General features: G+C 64.6%; 15 protein-coding genes. 7 read left to right on the plus strand and 8 right to left on the minus strand.

Annotated elements, in window-relative coordinates; translation table 11 throughout:
- Positions 1–54: 54 nt before the first annotated feature.
- The 5 genes from ACFFUC_RS14450 to ACFFUC_RS14470 all read right to left on the minus strand — a co-directional run bounded on the left by ACFFUC_RS14450 (position 55) and on the right by ACFFUC_RS14470 (position 6,957).
- The gene (locus tag ACFFUC_RS14450; protein ID WP_377687411.1) at positions 55–2,310 is read right to left on the minus strand and encodes a PAS-domain containing protein; all 2,256 of its coding nucleotides are present in this window, start codon (positions 2,308–2,310) and stop codon (positions 55–57) included.
- Positions 2,307–3,539 carry an FIST N-terminal domain-containing protein gene (locus ACFFUC_RS14455; RefSeq protein WP_377687412.1) on the minus strand — a complete coding sequence of 411 codons (1,233 nt, stop codon included), beginning with the start codon at positions 3,537–3,539 and terminating at the stop codon, positions 2,307–2,309. The genes ACFFUC_RS14450 and ACFFUC_RS14455 overlap by 4 nt, the downstream gene beginning before the upstream one ends.
- Positions 3,540–3,650: 111 nt before the next feature.
- Entirely contained in the window at positions 3,651–4,349 is a 699-nt protein-coding gene (locus ACFFUC_RS14460; protein ID WP_377687414.1) for a response regulator, read from the minus strand.
- Between the two features lie 139 nt (positions 4,350–4,488).
- The gene (locus ACFFUC_RS14465; RefSeq protein ID WP_377687416.1) at positions 4,489–5,742 is read right to left on the minus strand and encodes an Hsp70 family protein; all 1,254 of its coding nucleotides are present in this window, start codon (positions 5,740–5,742) and stop codon (positions 4,489–4,491) included.
- Between the two features lie 252 nt (positions 5,743–5,994).
- Positions 5,995–6,957, minus strand: a complete 963-nt coding sequence (locus ACFFUC_RS14470; RefSeq protein ID WP_377687418.1) for a dihydrodipicolinate synthase family protein — start codon at positions 6,955–6,957, stop codon at positions 5,995–5,997.
- A gap of 330 nt (positions 6,958–7,287) precedes the next feature.
- Between ACFFUC_RS14470 and ACFFUC_RS14475 the strand changes: the two genes are divergently transcribed.
- The 5 genes from ACFFUC_RS14475 to phnE (ACFFUC_RS14495) all read left to right on the plus strand — a co-directional run bounded on the left by ACFFUC_RS14475 (position 7,288) and on the right by phnE (ACFFUC_RS14495) (position 12,186).
- Positions 7,288–7,992, plus strand: a complete 705-nt coding sequence (locus ACFFUC_RS14475; RefSeq protein WP_377687419.1) for a GntR family transcriptional regulator — start codon at positions 7,288–7,290, stop codon at positions 7,990–7,992.
- Between the two features lie 179 nt (positions 7,993–8,171).
- Positions 8,172–9,011 (plus strand): phosphonate ABC transporter ATP-binding protein, encoded by an 840-nt coding sequence (gene phnC / locus ACFFUC_RS14480; RefSeq protein ID WP_377687421.1) that lies wholly within the window; start codon positions 8,172–8,174, stop codon positions 9,009–9,011.
- Positions 9,012–9,055: 44 nt separating this feature from the next.
- On the plus strand, positions 9,056–9,964 hold the full coding sequence (phnD, locus tag ACFFUC_RS14485; RefSeq protein WP_377687422.1) for a phosphonate ABC transporter substrate-binding protein: 909 nt from the start codon (positions 9,056–9,058) through the stop codon (positions 9,962–9,964).
- 57 nt (positions 9,965–10,021) lie between these two features.
- Positions 10,022–10,870 (plus strand): phosphonate ABC transporter, permease protein PhnE, encoded by an 849-nt coding sequence (phnE, locus tag ACFFUC_RS14490; RefSeq protein ID WP_377687424.1) that lies wholly within the window; start codon positions 10,022–10,024, stop codon positions 10,868–10,870.
- Positions 10,867–12,186 carry a phosphonate ABC transporter, permease protein PhnE gene (gene phnE, locus ACFFUC_RS14495; protein ID WP_377687426.1) on the plus strand — a complete coding sequence of 440 codons (1,320 nt, stop codon included), beginning with the start codon at positions 10,867–10,869 and terminating at the stop codon, positions 12,184–12,186. Before phnE (ACFFUC_RS14490) ends, phnE (ACFFUC_RS14495) begins: the two co-directional genes overlap by 4 nt.
- Positions 12,187–12,239: 53 nt before the next feature.
- Here phnE (ACFFUC_RS14495) and ACFFUC_RS14500 read toward each other — a convergent pair whose 3' ends face one another.
- From ACFFUC_RS14500 to ACFFUC_RS14510, 3 genes are all read right to left on the minus strand, one after another.
- Complete coding sequence (locus tag ACFFUC_RS14500; RefSeq protein ID WP_377687428.1) at positions 12,240–12,575, minus strand: ArsR/SmtB family transcription factor; 336 nt, start codon at positions 12,573–12,575, stop codon at positions 12,240–12,242.
- Complete coding sequence (locus ACFFUC_RS14505; RefSeq protein WP_377687430.1) at positions 12,572–13,621, minus strand: cation diffusion facilitator family transporter; 1,050 nt, start codon at positions 13,619–13,621, stop codon at positions 12,572–12,574. Before ACFFUC_RS14505 ends, ACFFUC_RS14500 begins: the two co-directional genes overlap by 4 nt.
- Before the next feature lie 143 nt (positions 13,622–13,764).
- Positions 13,765–14,982 carry an aminotransferase-like domain-containing protein gene (locus ACFFUC_RS14510; RefSeq protein ID WP_377687432.1) on the minus strand — a complete coding sequence of 406 codons (1,218 nt, stop codon included), beginning with the start codon at positions 14,980–14,982 and terminating at the stop codon, positions 13,765–13,767.
- 493 nt (positions 14,983–15,475) lie between these two features.
- Here ACFFUC_RS14510 and ACFFUC_RS14515 point away from each other — a divergent pair, with 493 nt between their 5' ends.
- Both ACFFUC_RS14515 and ACFFUC_RS14520 read left to right on the plus strand, forming a co-directional pair.
- Positions 15,476–16,480 (plus strand): TerC family protein, encoded by a 1,005-nt coding sequence (locus tag ACFFUC_RS14515; protein ID WP_377687433.1) that lies wholly within the window; start codon positions 15,476–15,478, stop codon positions 16,478–16,480.
- Positions 16,481–16,650: 170 nt separating this feature from the next.
- Positions 16,651–17,685, plus strand: a complete 1,035-nt coding sequence (locus ACFFUC_RS14520; RefSeq protein WP_377687435.1) for an Ldh family oxidoreductase — start codon at positions 16,651–16,653, stop codon at positions 17,683–17,685.
- Positions 17,686–17,708: the final 23 nt, after the last annotated feature.

Below are 17,708 nucleotides of genomic sequence, written 5' to 3' on the forward strand. Positions count from 1 at the left end.
GCGTGCCGACCCGTGCGCAGAGATGGGGCAAAGGGGCCTGTGCGGCCCTTTTGCTCATTCCGAGCCGAAGATGAAGGCCCCCAAAAGTCGCGGCGCGACCGGCTTTTGCAAGATCTCGATCCCGTATTCGCGCGCGCGTTCGCCCAGCTCCGCCGAGCGGTCCGCAGTGACCAGGCGGGCGGGCAGATCGCGGCCGAAACGCATGCGCAAGGCATTGAGGCAGGCGATCCCGTCCATCCCCGCGCCAAGCTGGTAATCGACAAGGCACAGATCGGGCTCGACGCCGGTTTCCGCAATCAGATCAAGTGCTTCCTCGCCGCTGGCCACGCCCAGAACCGTCAGCCCCCAGCGTTCGAGCAGTTCGGTCGTGGCGCGCGCCAGCTCGGCATCGTTTTCGACCAGAAGGACGGTCTGGCCGCTCTGTTCCTCGTCGGGACCGGCGGTGCGGGTCTGGGGCGCGGGCGGCGTGCGCGCGGGTAAAAGCCCCTCGGCCGAGGTCATCGAAACCGAAAAGGTCGAGCCGCATCCCAAGGCCGAGCGCAGACCGATCCTGTGGCCAAGCTGGCCTGCCGCGCGCTCGACGATGGCAAGGCCGAGCCCCAGCCCTTCGCCCGCCGCGGCCTTGCTGTCGAGGCGGTGGAATTCGCGGAAAATCAGGGCCTGATCGGCGGTATCGATCCCCGGCCCGCTGTCGCGGATCTGGGCCTGCCATTCGTCCCCGCGCCGACGCAGACCGACATGGACGCGGCCCTGCGCCGTATAGCGGATCGCGTTGGAAATCAGGTTTTGCAGGATGCGGCGCAGATAGACCTGATCCGAGATCACCACGGCGCCCTGCACCGGCGGCACGATCAGTTGCAGCCCCTTGCGCGCGGCGAGCGGGATGAATTCCTCGCGCAATTGCGCAAAGAGCGGCCCCAGCTCGATCGGCTCCAGCGTGACCGCCGCATGGCCGGACTCAAGCCGCGAAATATCGAGCAAAGCGCCCAGAAGGCCCTCGACCGAATCAAGCGAGCGCTGCACCTTGTCGATGGTTTTGCGGGCGGGCGCGCTCATGGTTTCGTCGGGAAGCGAGGCGAGATACAGCGTCGCGGCAGACAAAGGCTGCAAGAGATCATGGCTCGCGGCGGCGACGAAACGCGCGCGCACGGCATTGGCGCGTTCGGCCTGCGCCAGAGCATCCTCCAGCTCGAGCGTGCGCGCGGCGACCCGCGCCTCGAGGGTTTCATTGGCCTGCGACAGCGCCGCAAGCGCGCCGCGTTCGGCCGAAACGTCGTCGAAGGACATCACGAAGCCGCCGCCCGGTGTCTCTTGCGCGAAGATCTTGAAGATCTGCCCGCCCTTGCGCGTCAGCTCGATCGCGAGACTGTCCTTGCGCCGCACCCGCCGCACCCAATCCGAGATGCGGTGCGGCGACAGCCCGTGCGGAAAGAGGAACTGGCTTTTGACCTGTTCGAGCAGCTGGTCGAAATGCATGCCCTGCCGGACGCGGGTCCGCGGCAGCGCGAGATATTCGGCAAGCTTTTCGTTCCAGCCCAATAGCAGAAGCCGCGCGTCGAAAATGCACACGCCAAGCGTCAGATGGTCCAGCGTCGCGCGCATGATCTGGGCGTGATCGTCCTGCAGGCGGCCGCGCTCCTCGCGTTCGCGCCGGATGAGGTCGGTCACCTCGGTTTGCAAGATCACGGTGCCGCCGTCATCGGTGCGGTGTTCGGAGATCTGGAGCCAGCGATCGCCTTCGACCGCGAGATCGAGGATGAAATGATGCTCTTTGTGGCGGGCGCGCCGCATCTCGACCCAATCGGGCGGGGAGACATCGGCGGGCAGCAGGATATGGGCAGAAGAGGCCGCGAGGTTGAGGTAATCGTCAAAGCCGAGGCCGGGCACGAGTTTCGGCACGATATCGGGCAAGAGCACGCTGAAGCGCGAATTGCACATCACCATGCGCTCGTCGGTGTCGAAAAGCGCGAAACCTTCCTGCACCGTCTCGATTGCCGCGGCGAGGTTCTGGCGCGCGGCCTCGGTCTCGCGACTGGCTTCGGCGAGGCGCGCGTTCGAGGTATTGAGCAGATCGAGCGCGCGTTCGAGATCGCGCGTCCGGCTGCGCACCTGTTCTTCCAGCATGGCGGCGCGCTGGAATTGCGCGAAACCGTGGTCGTGATCCTCGGGCATGGCCTCGACCTGACGGATCAGCGCGCCGGTGATCGACAAAAGCTTTTCGTTGCGCCGCGCCAGATCGTCTTCGGGATGGAAAAGCGCGCCGAGATCCAGCGGCGGGGCGGGGTCGGGCTGGCCGCTGCGGTCGCTCATGGCCGGACTTCCGGCGGATAGAAAGCCACGCCGGTCAGGGTCTGGTTGACATGGAGCCCGCCGAATTGCTCGCCATAGGTCGAAAAGCCGACGACGCGGTTATTCGCCAGAATCCGCGAGACTTCGGCGCCCTTCTGGCGGCTTTCGGCGTCGATGCGGCGGAAGATGCAGTCGAAACCGAGGATGAGATCGGGCGCGCCCGCCGCCGAGATTTCGGCCAATGCGCCTTCGAGATGCTCGGCGATATCGCTTGATTGGGCGATGGTAAGCACCATGCCCTCGGCGATGGCACTGAAGAAGACCAGCGAATTGTCGGGCAAGGCGTGGCGGATGGCGCGGGCGTGATAGCTGCCGCCGGCGCGCACCAGAACGGGGCGGGTGGCGAAGACATCGGCCGTCAGCGCATCGACCGGCAGGCCGACAAGGCGGGCATATTCCAGCGCCGCCGGCTCGTCGTTGATGCGCGTCACGATGCGGCGCAACGGATCGGCGGCGGTCACGATCATGCGCGCGGACGAGGGCCGGTTGTTGTCGAAAGAGAAATTGCGCAACTCGCCGCGGCTGCGGATCAGGCACAAAATCGCGGCATTGTCGAGAATGCGGCCGTCGGCAAAGACTTTGGCATTGCGGAAATGGCCCGAATCCCCCGCCGATCCGCCGACCATCGGCACATGGCCGAGCCCGCCGGTCAGCGCCGCGATCAGGGCTTCTTCCTGCCCCGACAGCCCGTCGACCAGCAGGATCGCGAGGTCATGGGGCAGGGCCTCGGCGCGGCGGGTCAGATCTTCGCGGGCATGGAGAACCTCGGCCACGATTTCGCGGGTGGCGATGTGCTCGATATTCTCGATCACGACATATTCGGCGGCAAAACTCGTCTCGGGCAAGGCGAGGGCGACAATCTGGCCGGTCTCGTAACCGCTGGCACCGATCTCTCCGGCGGTGGTGCAGCCGGTGATGCGCGAATGGGGATAATGGCGTGCCGCATCCGCCAGAAGCGGCGCGATATCGGCCTGAAGCGAGGCGAAAAGCACGATCAGCGCGAAAGGCCCCGGCCCGAGCATCCCCGCAAGGGCCTGCGCGGCATCGGGCGTATCGGCCGCGACCGAGGCGCTGCGGGGCGCGCTGTCCGCTGCCGTGTCTTGCGTCCCGCCGATAGCTTCGCCATCCGTGCGGGGCGCGAAGGAAAGCAGCCCGTTCAAGGGGATATCACCATCCGAAACTTCCTCCATACCGCTTAACCCTCCCCCTCGGGCAAAGGTTATGAACTTCGTCGTGACCCGACAAGGGGCGGCATCGGAGCGGCGTGATTGCGCGGGCCGACATGGATTTCGTCGCGCGGCTTAATGGCTCGGGCTCGGGCCGGTTTCCTGCGCTTCGCGCGCCATGAGCACGGCCTGGGTGCGCGAATAGACCCCGAGTTTGCGCATGATCGCGGTGATATGGGCCTTCACCGTGGTCTCGGCGATGGACATGTCGTGGGCGATCTGCTTGTTCATTTTCCCCGCACAGATCTGTTCGAGGATCTTGGCCTGCTGGCGCGTCAGCTGCGAGAGCTTGCGGATCGCCTCGTCTTGCGACGAGGGCGAGCGCGGCTCCGTCAGGCTGGCGAGACTGGCTTCGGGGACGAAAACTTCTCCGCGCGCAATCGTGTCGAGCGCCTGCCGGAACATGTCGCGTTTGGCATGTTTGGGCAGATAGCCCGCCGCACCGGCCAGCAGCGCCGAGCGGATGATGCGTGGCTCGGCGGCGGCCGTCACCACCACGACCGGAACGTCCGGCGCGGATTGGCGCAGGGCCATGAGGCCGGAAAGTCCATTGACATCAGGTAGATGCAGGTCAAGCAGGATCAGGTCGGGCCGCTCGGCGCTTTCAATGCGGGCAATGGCCTCGTCCATTGTCTCATAATGTTCGATCCGCTCGATTCCGGCCACGGATTGCAGCGTCATCGCCAAAGCATCCCCGAAAAGCGGGTGGTCCTCGACGATCAGGGCCGAGCGGAATCCGTTCTGCGGGCGGCTGAAGGCGGGGTCGTCCTGCATCTTTTCCTCGGCGTTGTTTCTGCCTTTTGCCGATCTTAGACCGCGTTTTGCGATTCGCGGTATTGCTGAAAAGTCGCGGTTGTTCCCTGCCTGCGATGCGCACAGGATGGCGGCTGTCGGGCCGTGGCCCGTGCGGCGCTCAGGGCCTGCCGCTGGCGATGGCCAGACCGTCGACCACGGCGGTAAAGGCCTCGGAGCGGCTGACCTCGGCCTTGGTGCAAAGCGCCTTCGCCTCGTCGGCGACCAGCGACATCAGGCTCGAACCGCCGACCAAAACGATGCGCCCGATCGCTTCGGGCGCGGTGTCCGCCATGTCCAGCGTCTCGGACATGGCCTGATGCAGGGCGCGGCGATAGGCACCGAGCGCGGCATCCATCGAGGCCGGCGTGACATCCGCCGCAAGGCCGCGCTCGATATAGCCCATGGCGATACGGGCTTCGGGGCGGGCGGAATTGGCGGCGATCTTGCCCTTTTCGACGGCAAAGGCCAGCTCGTGGCCCAGCTCGTCCCCGATCACCGTGGCGAGGCGGGTCATCTTCTTGGGCTCGACCGCATGTTTGACCAGATCCGCCACCAGTTTCTGGGTGTCGCGGGTATAGAGGAAGGGGATTTTCGGCCAGCTTGAAAGGTCCTGATAGACCCCGTTCGGCACCGGCAAGAGCCCCTCGCCGAAGGTGCGGCGCAGTTCGGTGCCGTGACCCAGCAGCGGCATGGCATGGCTGAGCGAGATCGCATGGTCGAAATCGGTGCCGCCAAGACGCAGGCCGTGGCTGGCGAGGATCTCGACCCGGCCTCCGGGCGCGCGATAGACTGAGAAATCCGAGGTGCCGCCGCCGATATCGACGATCAGCCCCAGCTCTTCGGGGCGGCCGAGGCTATGGCTCGCGACAGCGGCTGCCTCGGGTTCGAACATGAAATCGACCCCCGCGAAACCGGCGGCGAGATAGCAGGCGCGCAGATCCTCTTCGGCCTTGCGGTCGCGGGCGGGATCGGCCGAGTGGAAATGGACCGGACGGCCCGACAGCGCATGGGTGAAGCGGCGGCCGGTCTCGGCCTCGGCGCGCGCTTTCACGGCGGCGAGAAAGGCGGTGACGATTTCGGACAGGGTGCGGCGCTTGCCGCCGACCAGACGGCTCTCGTGGAAGAGGCTGGTCCCGAGGATGCTTTTGAGCGCGCGCATGAAGCGGCCGTCTTCGCCGTCGATCAGCGATTGCACCGCCTGCTGGCCGATCTGCATCGCGGCGCCGCGCGTCGGGAAAAAGACGGCGGTGGGCAATGTGTCCTCGCCGCCCGCAATCGGGATGCGGCGGAGCGCGCCGTCCTGCCAGATCGCTGCGGCAGAGTTCGAAGTGCCGAAATCAATGGCGAGAATGGCGTCGGGCGCGTCGGACATGGGCGGACCTGTGATCGGAGAAGGGGCGCGGCCGCGGGGGCCGGAAGGCGGAGCGGCGGGGCTATACCGAAGGCGCGCCTGCTGCAAGACCCGCATTGGCCCTTACCCCGCATCGGCGCGAAAGTGCTTGGTCCGAAAGGCAAGGGTCGCACCGGCATGATCCGCACCGGCATGATCCGCACCGGCAAGGGCCGAAGGGAAAAAGGCCCCGCAGGTGCGGGGCCTTTCGGGATGGTGAAGGGCTCGGGCCGATCAGGCCGCGAGTTTGGCGATGACGCCGCCCTGTTTGCTCCAGTCGGCGAACCAGTCCTGGAACAGTTTGAGCTGCGCTTCGCAATAGCCCTGCTGGCTCGGCGAGAGCTTGTCGAACTCGTTGAAATGCGTGACATATTCCGGGTTGCCGGTCAGCACCATCATATGTTTGTAGAACAGGACCAGATCCGGGCCTTCGTCGAAGGACGACAGCACGCGCAGCGCCGCTTCCAGTTCCAGCGCGCGGGTGCGGGCCTCGGCATCGCCTTTGGCTGCGGCTTTGCACAGTTTGACCAGCAGCAGGACCTCTTTGGGCAGGACGTTGCCGATGCCGGTGATGGTGCCGATCGCGCCGCATTCGACGATGCCGACGAAGTTGGCGGTATCGACGCCGACCATCAGTGCGACCCCGTCATCGGCCGAGGTGATGAATTCCGCTGCATAGCGCAGGTCTTTCGGCCCGCCGAATTCCTTGAAGCCGATCAGGTTCTTGTGCTCGCGACGCAGTTCGAAGAACAGCTCGGCGCGGGTCGCGAAACCGTAATAGGGGCTGTTGTAGATCACGGCCGGAACGTCCGGAGCAGCGGCGAGGATCGCCTTGAAATGCTCTTTCTGGGCCGCGACCGAGGTGCCGCGCGACATGACGCGGGGGATCACCATCAGCGCCTGCGCGCCGACCTTCTGGGCATGGGCCGCATGGGCAACCGCCAGTTTGGTGTTGACCGCGCCGGTGCCGACCATGACCGGAACGCCGGCTTTGACCAGCGCTTCGACGCCCTGCATGCGCTCTTCGTCGGTCAGCAGCGGCCAATCGCCCATCGAGCCGCAATAGACGACGCCCGACATGCCCTGCGCGACCAGATCCTGACCCTTGCGCACCAGCGCGTCGAAATCAGGGGTACGGTCCGCTTTGCACGGGGTCATCAGCGCCGGGATCGTGCCCGTGAACATATCCGAAATCATCTTTCTCTCCATCATTACAGGGCCTGCCGCGGCAAAGAGATCCGCGATTCCCGTCATCTGACTCTCAACATAACTCATGTATTTTATTTGTCGACAAGTTTTCTGCATGATCCGCAACAGGGCCCGCCGCAGGGCGAAAAGGCGCGCGCCGCATCGGGAAAAGGGTGGAACAGCGGCTGGAACGGTGCGCCCGGGGCGCGGGGTGGCCAAGGTACGGGCAAAGGGCGCGAAAAGGCGCGCAAACGCAGGGAAACAACAGCAAAAGCGCTGAAAAGACTTTGATCCTCGGCCCAACAAGTCCATATTCATTGTCGACACAGAGGATACCAGATGGACCAGAAACAGGCGCCCGCATCGGCAGACCGCAAACGGGGCTCGGGCGTGAAGCTCGTCTATGACGTGCTGCGCGACGAGATCATCAGCCTTTCGCTGCCCCCCGGCAGTGCGATCGACGAGAACCAGTTGGCCGAGCGCTTCGCCATGTCGCGCACGCCGATCCGCGAGGCTTTGGTGCGCCTTGCCGGTGACGGTCTGGTCACGACCCTGCCCAACCGTTCGACCGTGGTCTCGAATATCGACTTCCTCAGCCTGCCCGCGTTTTTCGATGCGATCACCCTGATGTACCGCGTCACCACCCGTCTGGCCGCGCGCAACCGCACGCCCGAGGATCTCGCGGTCATCCGCGCCCATCAGGCCGATTTCGCCCGTGCGGTGCGTGATCAGGATGCTCTGGGCATGATCGCGACCAACCGCGATTTCCACGCCTCGATCGCGGATGCGGGCAAGAACCCCTATTATGCGAGCCTCTTTGCGCGGCTGCTGGACGAGGGGCGGCGCCTCTTGCGGCTTTACTATTCCTCTTATGCCGACAAGCTCCCCGAGGAATTCGTGACCGAGCACGAAGAGATGATCCGCGCGATCGAGAATCAGGACATCGACACCGCCGACCGGCTCGGCGCGACCCATGCCGACCAGATCGTCCTGCAGATCCGCACCCTGATCGCCGAAGACCGGCGCGAACATATTCCGCTGTAAAGCCGTGTAAAATCCCAGCAATCCGGGCCCGTCGCAAGATCGGGCCCGTTTTCGTCGGGCGCGCTGCACGGTCAGGCGCCCCCGCGAAACTCCCCCGCGCTTTCGCAAAACTTTCACAACCGCGACACCCCCCTGTCACAGCCCCTGCCTATTTCGGTCGCCAACAAGCCGGGGGCGAGATGCTGCTATCTTTTGAGAATGTGACGCGGATTTTCGGGCAGGCCACTGCCGTAGATCACGCGAGTTTCCAGATCGACCGCCCGATGATGGTCGGCGTGATCGGCGCATCGGGCGCGGGAAAATCGACGCTGTTGCGCATGATGAACCGACTGACCGATGCGAGCTCGGGGCGGATCCTTTTCGAGGGGCAGGACATTCTGGCCTATAAGGGCGCCGACAAGCGCCGCTGGCAGAGCCAATGCGCGATGATCTTCCAGCAGTTCAATCTGGTGCCGCGCGTCGATGTCGTCTCCAACGTGCTGCACGGGCTGCTCAACCGGCGCGGCATCGGGGCGACGCTTCTGAACCTGTGGCCGCGCGAGGATATCGCCCGCGCCATCGCGATCCTCGACCGTCTGGGCATTGCCGAACAGGCCGCCAAACGCGCCGAGGCGCTTTCGGGCGGCCAGCAGCAGCGTGTGGCGATCGCCCGCGCCCTGATGCAGGACCCCAAGATCATCCTCGCCGACGAGCCGATCGCCAGCCTCGATCCGATGAATGCGCAGATCGTGATGCGCACGCTGCGCCAGATCCACGAAGAGGACGGCCGCACGGTGATCGCGAACCTCCACACGCTCGATACGGCGCGGCGCTATTGCGACCGCGTGATCGGGATGCGCCACGGCCGCGTGGTCTTCGACGGCGCGCCCGCGCAACTGACGCCGGCCGCCGCCCGCGACATCTACGGCGCGGGCCACGACTTTTCCGAGGCCGCGACCTCGACCGAAATCGACACGCTGGAGCGCGATCCCGCCCCCCTGCGCGACGATGCCTATGCCGCCCGCATGTTGGCGGATTGAGCGCAAGACCAACCCCAGACCCCGAAAAACCGGAGTTCCACCCCATGAAATCCCTTGTCCTCGCCCTGACGGTCTCGACCGCGATGGTGCTGCCTGCTTTCGCGCAGGACGGCATCAAGGAATTCAACATCGGCGTGATGGGCGGCGAGAATGCGCAGGACCGCATGACCGCGAATGCCTGCCTGCAAAAATATGCCGAGGAAGCGCTCGGCGTTCCGGTCAAGCTTTTCACTCCGGCCGATTACGACGGCGTTATCCAGGGCCTGCTCGGCGGGACGCTGGATGCGGCGAGCCTCGGCGCCTCCAGCTATGCCAAGATCTATCTCACCGATCCCGAAGCGGTTGATCCGGTGCTGGTCAAAGCCAATCTCGACGGCTCGACCACCTATCACTCGATCGGCTTCGCGCGCACCTACAGCGGCATCACCTCGCTGGCCGATATGAAGGGCAAGAGCTTCGGCTTCGGCGATCCGAACTCGACCTCGGGCTATCTCATCCCGCTGGTCGAAATCCCGGCCGAGGGCTATTCGATGAAGCCGGGCGAGTATTTCGGCGAGATCAAATTCACCGGCGGCCACGAACAGACCATCATCGCGGTCCAGAACGGCGATGTCGCGGCGGGCGTGACCTGGGCGGATGCCCAGGGCGATTGGGCCGACGGCTACAATTCGGGCGCTTTGCGCAAGGCGGCAGATGCGGGCATCGTCGACATGAACCAGATCGTCGAGATCTGGAAATCCAAGCCGATCCCCGAAGGCCCCTTTGTCGTCCGCAAGGCGCTGCCCGACGACGTGAAGACCAAATTCACCGCACTTCTGGCCGAGCTGGGCGAGAAGGACAAGGAATGCCTTTACGGTGTGGCTTCGGGCGAGACGGCGGGCTTCAAGCCGGTCACCCACGAGGCCTACAACACCATCATCGACGTGCGCAAAGCCGAACTTGCAGCGCAGTAATTTCCGAAAACGGGCGGGCAGGGGTTTTCCTGCCCGCTTTTTCACATGCAGGTTTCGATGACCGATCTGGACCACCTCCAATCCCGCTATCTCGATCTGGTGCGCCGCCGCCGGATGTATTCCGGCCTTCTGCTGATCGTCTTCGTGGCCCTTCTGGCCGGCGGTTTCCAGATCGCCAACGACCGCAATGCAGGCGGCTTTCTGCGCGGTCTGCCCCATGTTTTCGACTATCCCTCGGAGCTGATCGCCGAGGCAGCCGCCAAGGCCGCCAATCTGCCGGGGCTGATGTGGACCTATCTGCCCGCGCTGGTCGAGACGCTCAATATCGCGGCGGTCTCGACGCTGGTGGGAGCGCTTGGCGGCGGGGTGCTGGCCCTGCTCGCGACGCGCGGACTTTCGCCCTGGCCGCGCATGGTCGCGCCGGTGCGCCGCCTGCTCGACATCATGCGCGCCATCCCCGATGTGGTGATCGCGCTGGTGCTGATCTTCGTTCTGGGCGGAGGGCCGGTGCCCGCGATGATCGCCATCGCCTTCCATACCACCGGCGCCTTGGGCAAACTCTTTTCCGAAGTGGTCGAGAATGCCGATACCAAACCGGTCGAGGGGCTGGAAAGCGTCGGTGCGGGCTGGTTGCAGCGGATGTGGCTTGCGGTCATGCCGCAGGTCGCGCCGAACTGGCTGGGCTATGCGCTGCTGCGCTTTGAAATCAACATCCGCGCAAGCGCCATTCTGGGCTTCGTCGGCGCGGGCGGCATCGGCTACGAGCTGAGAAACGCCATCGCCTGGGGGCCGGGCCGCTATGATGCGGCCGCGGCGATCTTCATCCTGCTCTTCGTCACCATCGTCGTGATCGATCAAGCCTCAAGCACGGCGCGAGACCGCCTCATCCACGGGGAAAAACCATGACGAGCGCCACCCGAACCGCGCCGATCGCGCAAGTCGCCCTCATCGAGGCCCGCGCGCAGGCGTTGATCCGCAAGCGCAGCCTGCGCGCAATGGCGGTGCCTGCGGGGATTCTGGCCTATCTCGTCTATGTCTTCTTCGCCTTCGATCTTGCGGGGCTCGCGGGGCGGGCGCGGCTGGACAATGCCGCGCTGCTGATGCGCGATTTCTGGTCCTACAAGACCCATGTGACGCTCGACAACCGCTCCGATCTGGTCACGACCGCGATCGAGGGCAGCCGCAAGATGACCTATCCCGCGGGCGAGGAGCCGGCATGGATCACCCGCGAGGGCAGCGCGACCCGCGTCGAGATCCCGCAAGCCGAGGTCGTCCTTGCCCCCGGTCGCGTCGAGGTCCTGCGCGAGGGATTTACCCCGATAACCATCCTTCCCGCCCGCTCGGGCATTACATGGGAGGGGATCACCGGCAGCGAGGATTGGGTTTCGGCCAGCGCCTCGCGCGTCGATCTGACCATCGGCTCCTCTCGGGTCAGCGTCACCAAGAACCGCGCCGAGGTCATGCGCCGCTTCGCGGGCTGGGAGCTCTTTTTCTTCACCCTCGACAGCCCCTATCACGGGCAGGGGCCGCTGGCTCTGGCGGGGACCGCGCTGTCCGATCCCGCGCAGATCGGCGCGATGGCCCATGACTTCTGGACCAATCGGGTCTGGCATCACGGCGATGTCTTCGGTGCCTTGGGCGAGACGGTCCTGATGGCCTTTCTCGGGACCTTCGGCGCGGCCCTGATCGCCTTGCCGCTGGCCTTTGTCGCGGCCAGCAACTTCGGGGTCTCGCGCATTTTGCGTCAGGTGGCGCGGCGGTTCTTCGACTTCCTGCGCGGGGTCGACGGGCTGATCTGGACGATCATCCTGTCGCGCGCCTTCGGGCCAGGGCCGCTGACCGGCAGTCTCGCGATCCTGATCACCGATGTCGGCAGCTTCGGCAAGCTCTTTTCGGAATCGCTCGAGAACATTGACGGCAAACAGGTCGAGGGGCTGCGTTCGACCGGCGCGGGCCCGCTGCAACGGGCGCGCTGGGGCGTGCTGCCGCAGGTGGCGCCGGTGGTGTTGTCGCAGGTGCTCTATTTCCTCGAATCCAACACCCGCGGCGCGACGGTGATCGGCGCGATTGTCGGCGGGGGTATCGGTTTGATGCTGACGCAGGCGATCCAGACCCAGCAGGATTGGGAGCATGTCGCCTATTACATCGTGCTGATCGTGCTGGTGGTGATGGTGATGGACTGGTTCTCGGGCATGTTGCGCCGCCGCCTGATCAAGGGCTGAAAAGCCCCGCAGAAAACACGCGGGCCGCCCTTTCGGGGGAGGCCTTTGCCTGTTCAGGCGCTGCGTTCCTCGGCGATGTGATGGGCCATGACATGGAGCATGTCGCTGACATGGGCATCGCTGAGGCTGTAAAAGACCTGCCGCGACTGGCGCTCTCCCCTTACGAGACGCGCCGCGCGCAACAGGCGCAGATGGTGGCTGACGAGCGATTGCGACTGGTCGAGCGCCTCGGCGATCTCTCCGACCGAGCGGGGCGCATTGAGGCAGCACAGCAGGATGCTGAGCCGCGTCGTATCGCCCAGAAGCTTGAATGTATCCGCCAGAACCGCGGTCTCGGGCTGGCTGAGAACCAGCCCGCAAGGCGCGGCGGCCGCAGGCAGGGTGCTCATGGGGCGGTCCCGCCCGCAAGGCTGCAGCGCCGCGTTTCGCCCGACCAGTCAAGCGCCACGGTTGCATGTTCGATCTCGAAACGCTCCTGCAGGGCGCGGGCGATACGGGCGGAAAGATCGCGGAACGCGGCCCCTTCGGAGGGCTCGACGCTTAGCGTTGCGAGCATGCGCTTGTTGGTGATCTGCCACAGATGGATATGCGCGACCGAGGTGATTTCAGCCGCGAAATCCGCGCGCAGGAAGGTCTCGACCTCATCGGCGGACAACCCTTCGGGCGCGCCTTCGAGCAGGATGTCGAGCGAGCGTTTCGCCAAGAACCACGCGCTGCGCAGGATCAGGACCGAGACGACGACCGACAGGATCGGGTCGATCGGGGTCCAGCCGGTCAGCCAGATCGCCGCCGCCGCCGCAATCGCCCCGACCGAGCCGAGCAGATCGCCCAGAACATGCAGGGTCGCGCCCTGGATGTTGACATGGTCGTGGTCGCCGCCCTGCGTCAGGATGCGCAGCACCAGCAGGTTGACCAAAAGCCCGAGCACCGCGACCACCAGCATCGGCCCCGCGAGGATCTCGGTCGGCGAGGTAAAGCGGTGCCAGGCCTCGAAGGCGATCCAGAAGACGATGGCGAAAAGCGCAAGCGCATTGACGAAAGCCGCGATGACCTCGAAGCGCAGATAGCCGAAGGTGCGCCGCCCGTCCGCCGCGCGGCGTCCGAAGCGGAAGGCGAGATAGGACAGCGCCAGCGCCGCGGTATCGGTCAGCATATGGCCCGCGTCTGCCAGCAGCGCGAGCGAGCCGGACAGATAGCCGCCCACTACCTCGACCAGCATGAAGCTTCCGGTAATCGCGAGCGCGATCAGGACCTTGCGCTCGTTCTCGGAGGTGACGGCGGGTGTGTGGTCATGGCCCGCATGGTCGTGATCATGGCCATCGTGGCCGTGGCCGGCGTGCTCGTGGGGTCCGTGACCGTGGGTGCCGTGACCGGCGTGGCTGTGGTCTGGATGGTGGTCATGCCCCTCGGGGGCAGGGTGGTCATGCGCGGCCATGGTCGCTTCCTGCGAATGAGTCAACATATGAATACCTATTCATAGATTGATTCCTTCGGCGCAGCCAGCCCCGATTTCTCCCGCGCGGCGCCAAAAAGAAAGGCGGCCCGAAGGCCGCCTTGCCGGTCCCGAAAGGGAAGTGATCAGAAGCTGCGCAGCAGACGGCCGAGACGGGTGATGCCCTCGTCGATCTGCTCGTTGGTGGCGCAGGAATAGCTTAGCCGCATGTCGTTGCGCCGCGAGCCGTCGGCGTAGAACGCCCCGCCCGGCACGAAAGCGATGCGGTAATCGGCAACCGCGCGCGCCAGAACCTCGGCCGCATCGAGCTTGGGATCGATCGTGACCCAGACGAACATGCCGCCTTCGGGGCGGGTAAAGGTCACGCCCTCGGGCATTTCGCGCGCCAATGCGGCCAGCATCGCATCGCGGCGGCTGCTGTAGATTGCGCGGATCTTGGCGACATGTTCGTCGAAAATCTCGCGGGCGACGAAATTCGTGGCCATCTGGCTCAGCGTCGGCGAATGGAGATCGGCCGCCTGTTTCATCAGCACGAGCCGCCCGATCACATCCTTGGCCGCGCAGACCCAGCCGACGCGCAGACCCGGCGCGAGCGTCTTGGAGAAAGAGCCGCAATAGATGACGCGGGAGTTTTCGATACCGCCTTTGGCTTCGATATCAAGGGCTTGTAGCGGGGGGATCGCCTCGCCGTCAAAACGCAGCGACTGATAGGCCGCATCCTCGATCACCGCGATATTCATCGCATCCGCACGCGCGAGCAGGGCCTTGCGCCCTTCGAGCGACAGGGTTTCGCCGGTCGGGTTGGCGAAATCGGCCGAGAGATAGGCGAATTTCACGCGGCCCTTGCCGTCCGAGGCTTCGGCGGCTTCGGCCTGAGCCGCCTCGGGCGTCTCGTTCGAGAAAGCGTCGAGGCGGGCATAGCGCGGCTCGTAGGCATTGAAGGCGCCAAGCGCGCCCAGATAGGTCGGCGCGGTCACCAGAGCGGTATCGCCGGGAGAAATCAGCAGCTTGCCGAGATAATCCAGCGCCTGCTGCGAGCCCGAGGTGATGAAGATATTGTCGGCATCGCAAGGCACGCCGATCTTGCCCATCTCGCCCGCGATCCATTCGCGCAGCGGCTTGTAGCCCTCGGAGACGGAATATTGCAGTGCCGAGGCGGCATGTTCCGGCGTCATCGCGGTCTCGAAGGCTTTCGAGAAGGCGGCGGTCGGGAACAGGGCCGGGTCGGGAATGCCGCCTGCAAACGAAATGATGTCGGGCTGGTCGAGCAGCTTCAACAATTCACGGATTTCGGATGCTTTCATCCGGCTGTTTCGCGTGGCGAGCACATCCGTCCATTGCATGGGCTCATTCTCCTACTTGTATGATCGGGCGGAACCTGCGCCTCGGCGTCGGGAAAATCAATGCGGCGAAGGCGTGAAATCGGCAGGATTCTTACGTCGGAGGGTGCTTTTCGGTACGATTGTGGAAATCCTTGCCGTTTCGCGCGCAAAAAGACACAGGCGAAGGGGCGCGCGGCACAATGGTCGCCGCGCGCGCGGCTGCAAGTGGGGGTGCGCGGAACGGTGCGCGACTCGCACTTCGCGCGATTGCCGCAACAAAAGCGGTCCGGCCCCCCGCGAAAACCCCGCCGCGAAAAAAGCCGAGAAAATTTTAGCGGTCCCCTTGATCGAAAGAGCGGCTGCGCTAATTCTAAAAACGCAGGACGGGCCCCTCTGGCGATCGGCATTTTGGCTGAACGTGATGTCGGACTGCATCGAGCATGCTCGAGGCTGGCCCGGTGATCCCTACGCGATCTCATCTCCTGACCTCTGGCTTTGTACAAACGGAGGTCGAATGGAATTTCTTCTCGCATTATTCATGGGCACACCGGTCTGGATGTGGCTTTTGTTCGTGGGCATCGTGCTGGGCCTGCTGATCCTTGATCTGGGCGTGTTCAACACCGAGGATCACGAGATTGGCGTTGCCGAAAGCCTCAAGATGTCGGCGTTCTACATCACTTTGGGCCTCGCCTTTTCGGGCTTTGTCTGGTGGCAGATCGACGCGACCGCCTCGGCGCAATATCTGACGGCCTTTGTGGTCGAAAAGACGCTGGCGCTCGACAATATCTTCGTCATCGCACTGATTTTCAGCTTCTTCGCCATCCCGCGCAAATACCAGCACCGCGTGTTGTTCTGGGGTATTCTGGGCGTGATCGTGCTGCGCGGCATCATGATCGGCCTTGGTGCGACCATTGTCGCGCAATATCACTGGGTGCTCTATATCTTCGCGGTCTTCCTTGTCCTGACCGGCATCAAGATGTTGTTTTCGGGCGATGATCACGCCCCCGACCTGAGCAAGAACCCGATCCTGCGTTTCGCCAAAAAGCGCATGCGCGTCACCGAGGATCTGCACGGCAATGCGTTCTTCGTCCGCCTGCACGACAGCAAAGCCGGCAAGATGGTTCGGTTCGCGACGCCTTTGTTCCTTGCGCTGGTGATGATCGAATTCGCCGACCTGATCTTTGCTGTCGACTCGGTGCCTGCGGTCTTCACGATCACGACCGACCCGTTCATCGTCTATACCTCGAACATTTTCGCGATCCTCGGCCTGCGGGCGCTGTTCTTTGCCCTCTCGGCGATCCTGCACCGCTTCGCCTATCTGAAATATGCGCTCTCGATCCTGCTGGTCTTCATCGGCTCGAAGATCTTCATCGCCGATGCGATGGGCTGGGAGAAATTCCCGCCGGCATGGTCGCTCGGCATCACCTTCGCGATCCTTGGCGCGGGCATTGCGGTCTCGCTGTGGAAAACCGGCGGTGGTGATGACGGCGCGGCGATCAGCGGCGAAAAGCAGCACTGATCAGACCCCATGACGCGCGAGACGCCGGCCGGTCCTTCCGGTCGGCGTTTTGCATGTCCGGCGCGGGCGCGGCAGAATGCGGGGATGATTGCTTCACATGCATACACGTTATATGCAGGATGGCGAAGGTTTGATGCCGCGCTTGATGCCCGCAGGAAAAGGACATGACCATGAGCGATTCCACCGTGATTTCCGAACAGGATCTGACCGCGCTTGTCGCGGGCGTGCTGCGCAATGCGGGCTTTTCCCAAGATCACGCCACGGCCATCGGCCGCACCATCGCGGCGGGAGAGCGTGACGCCTGCAAATCGCATGGCGTCTACCGCGTCGAAGGCTGCCTGCGCACGCTGAAACTGGGCAAAGTCGTGCCGGATGCAGTGCCCGAACTGATGGCGGACGAGGGATCGTCGGTGATCCGCGTCGATGCCAAGGGCGGTTTCGCCAACCTCGCCTTCGAGATCGGCGCTCCGGCCCTGATCGAGCGCACCCGCAAGCTGGGTTTTGCGGCGCTTGTCATCAATGATTGCACCCATTTCGCCGCCCTGTGGCCCGAGGTCGAGCTTTTGGCCGAGGCCGGTCTTGCCGCAATGGCGATGTGTCCGAGCTATGCGACCGTCGCGCCTGCGGGAGGCAACAAGCCGCTTCTGGGCACCAACCCCTTTGCCTTCGGCTGGCCGCGCCCGAACCAGAATCCCTATGTTTTCGACTTCGCGACCAGCGTCGCGGCGCGCGGCGAGCTTGAACTTTACCGCCGTGCGGGAAAACCGCTTCCCGAAGGCTGGGCGATCGACGCGGACGGCAACCCGACCACCGATCCCGAGGCCGCTTTGGCCGGTGCAATGCTGCCTTTCGGCGCGCATAAAGGCTCGGCGATCTCGACCATGATCGAGCTGCTGGCCGGCGCGATGATCGGCGATTTCACCAGCCCCGAGGCGCTGGATTTCCTTGGCACGACCACGATCGCGCCGCGCCACGGCGAGCTGATCCTGGCCTTCGATCCGGTCCGCATGGCCGGTGGCCGCGCCGATCCGTCCGCCAAGGGCGAGGCGCTTTTGACCGCGATCGGCGGGCAGGGGGCGCGTCTGCCCTCGCAGCGCCGCTTTGCCGCCCGCGCCTTGTCGCGCGAAAACGGCATCACCCTGACTGCCGAGGAAATGGCCCAGCTCGAACGCCTGCGCGATCAGGGGCTTGCGGCGGTCAACTAAGCCACACCTTTGTAAAGACATGG

Origin of the sequence: Paracoccus cavernae, assembly GCF_042430175.1 — a bacterium.
Classification (GTDB): Bacteria; Pseudomonadota; Alphaproteobacteria; order Rhodobacterales; family Rhodobacteraceae; genus Paracoccus; species Paracoccus cavernae.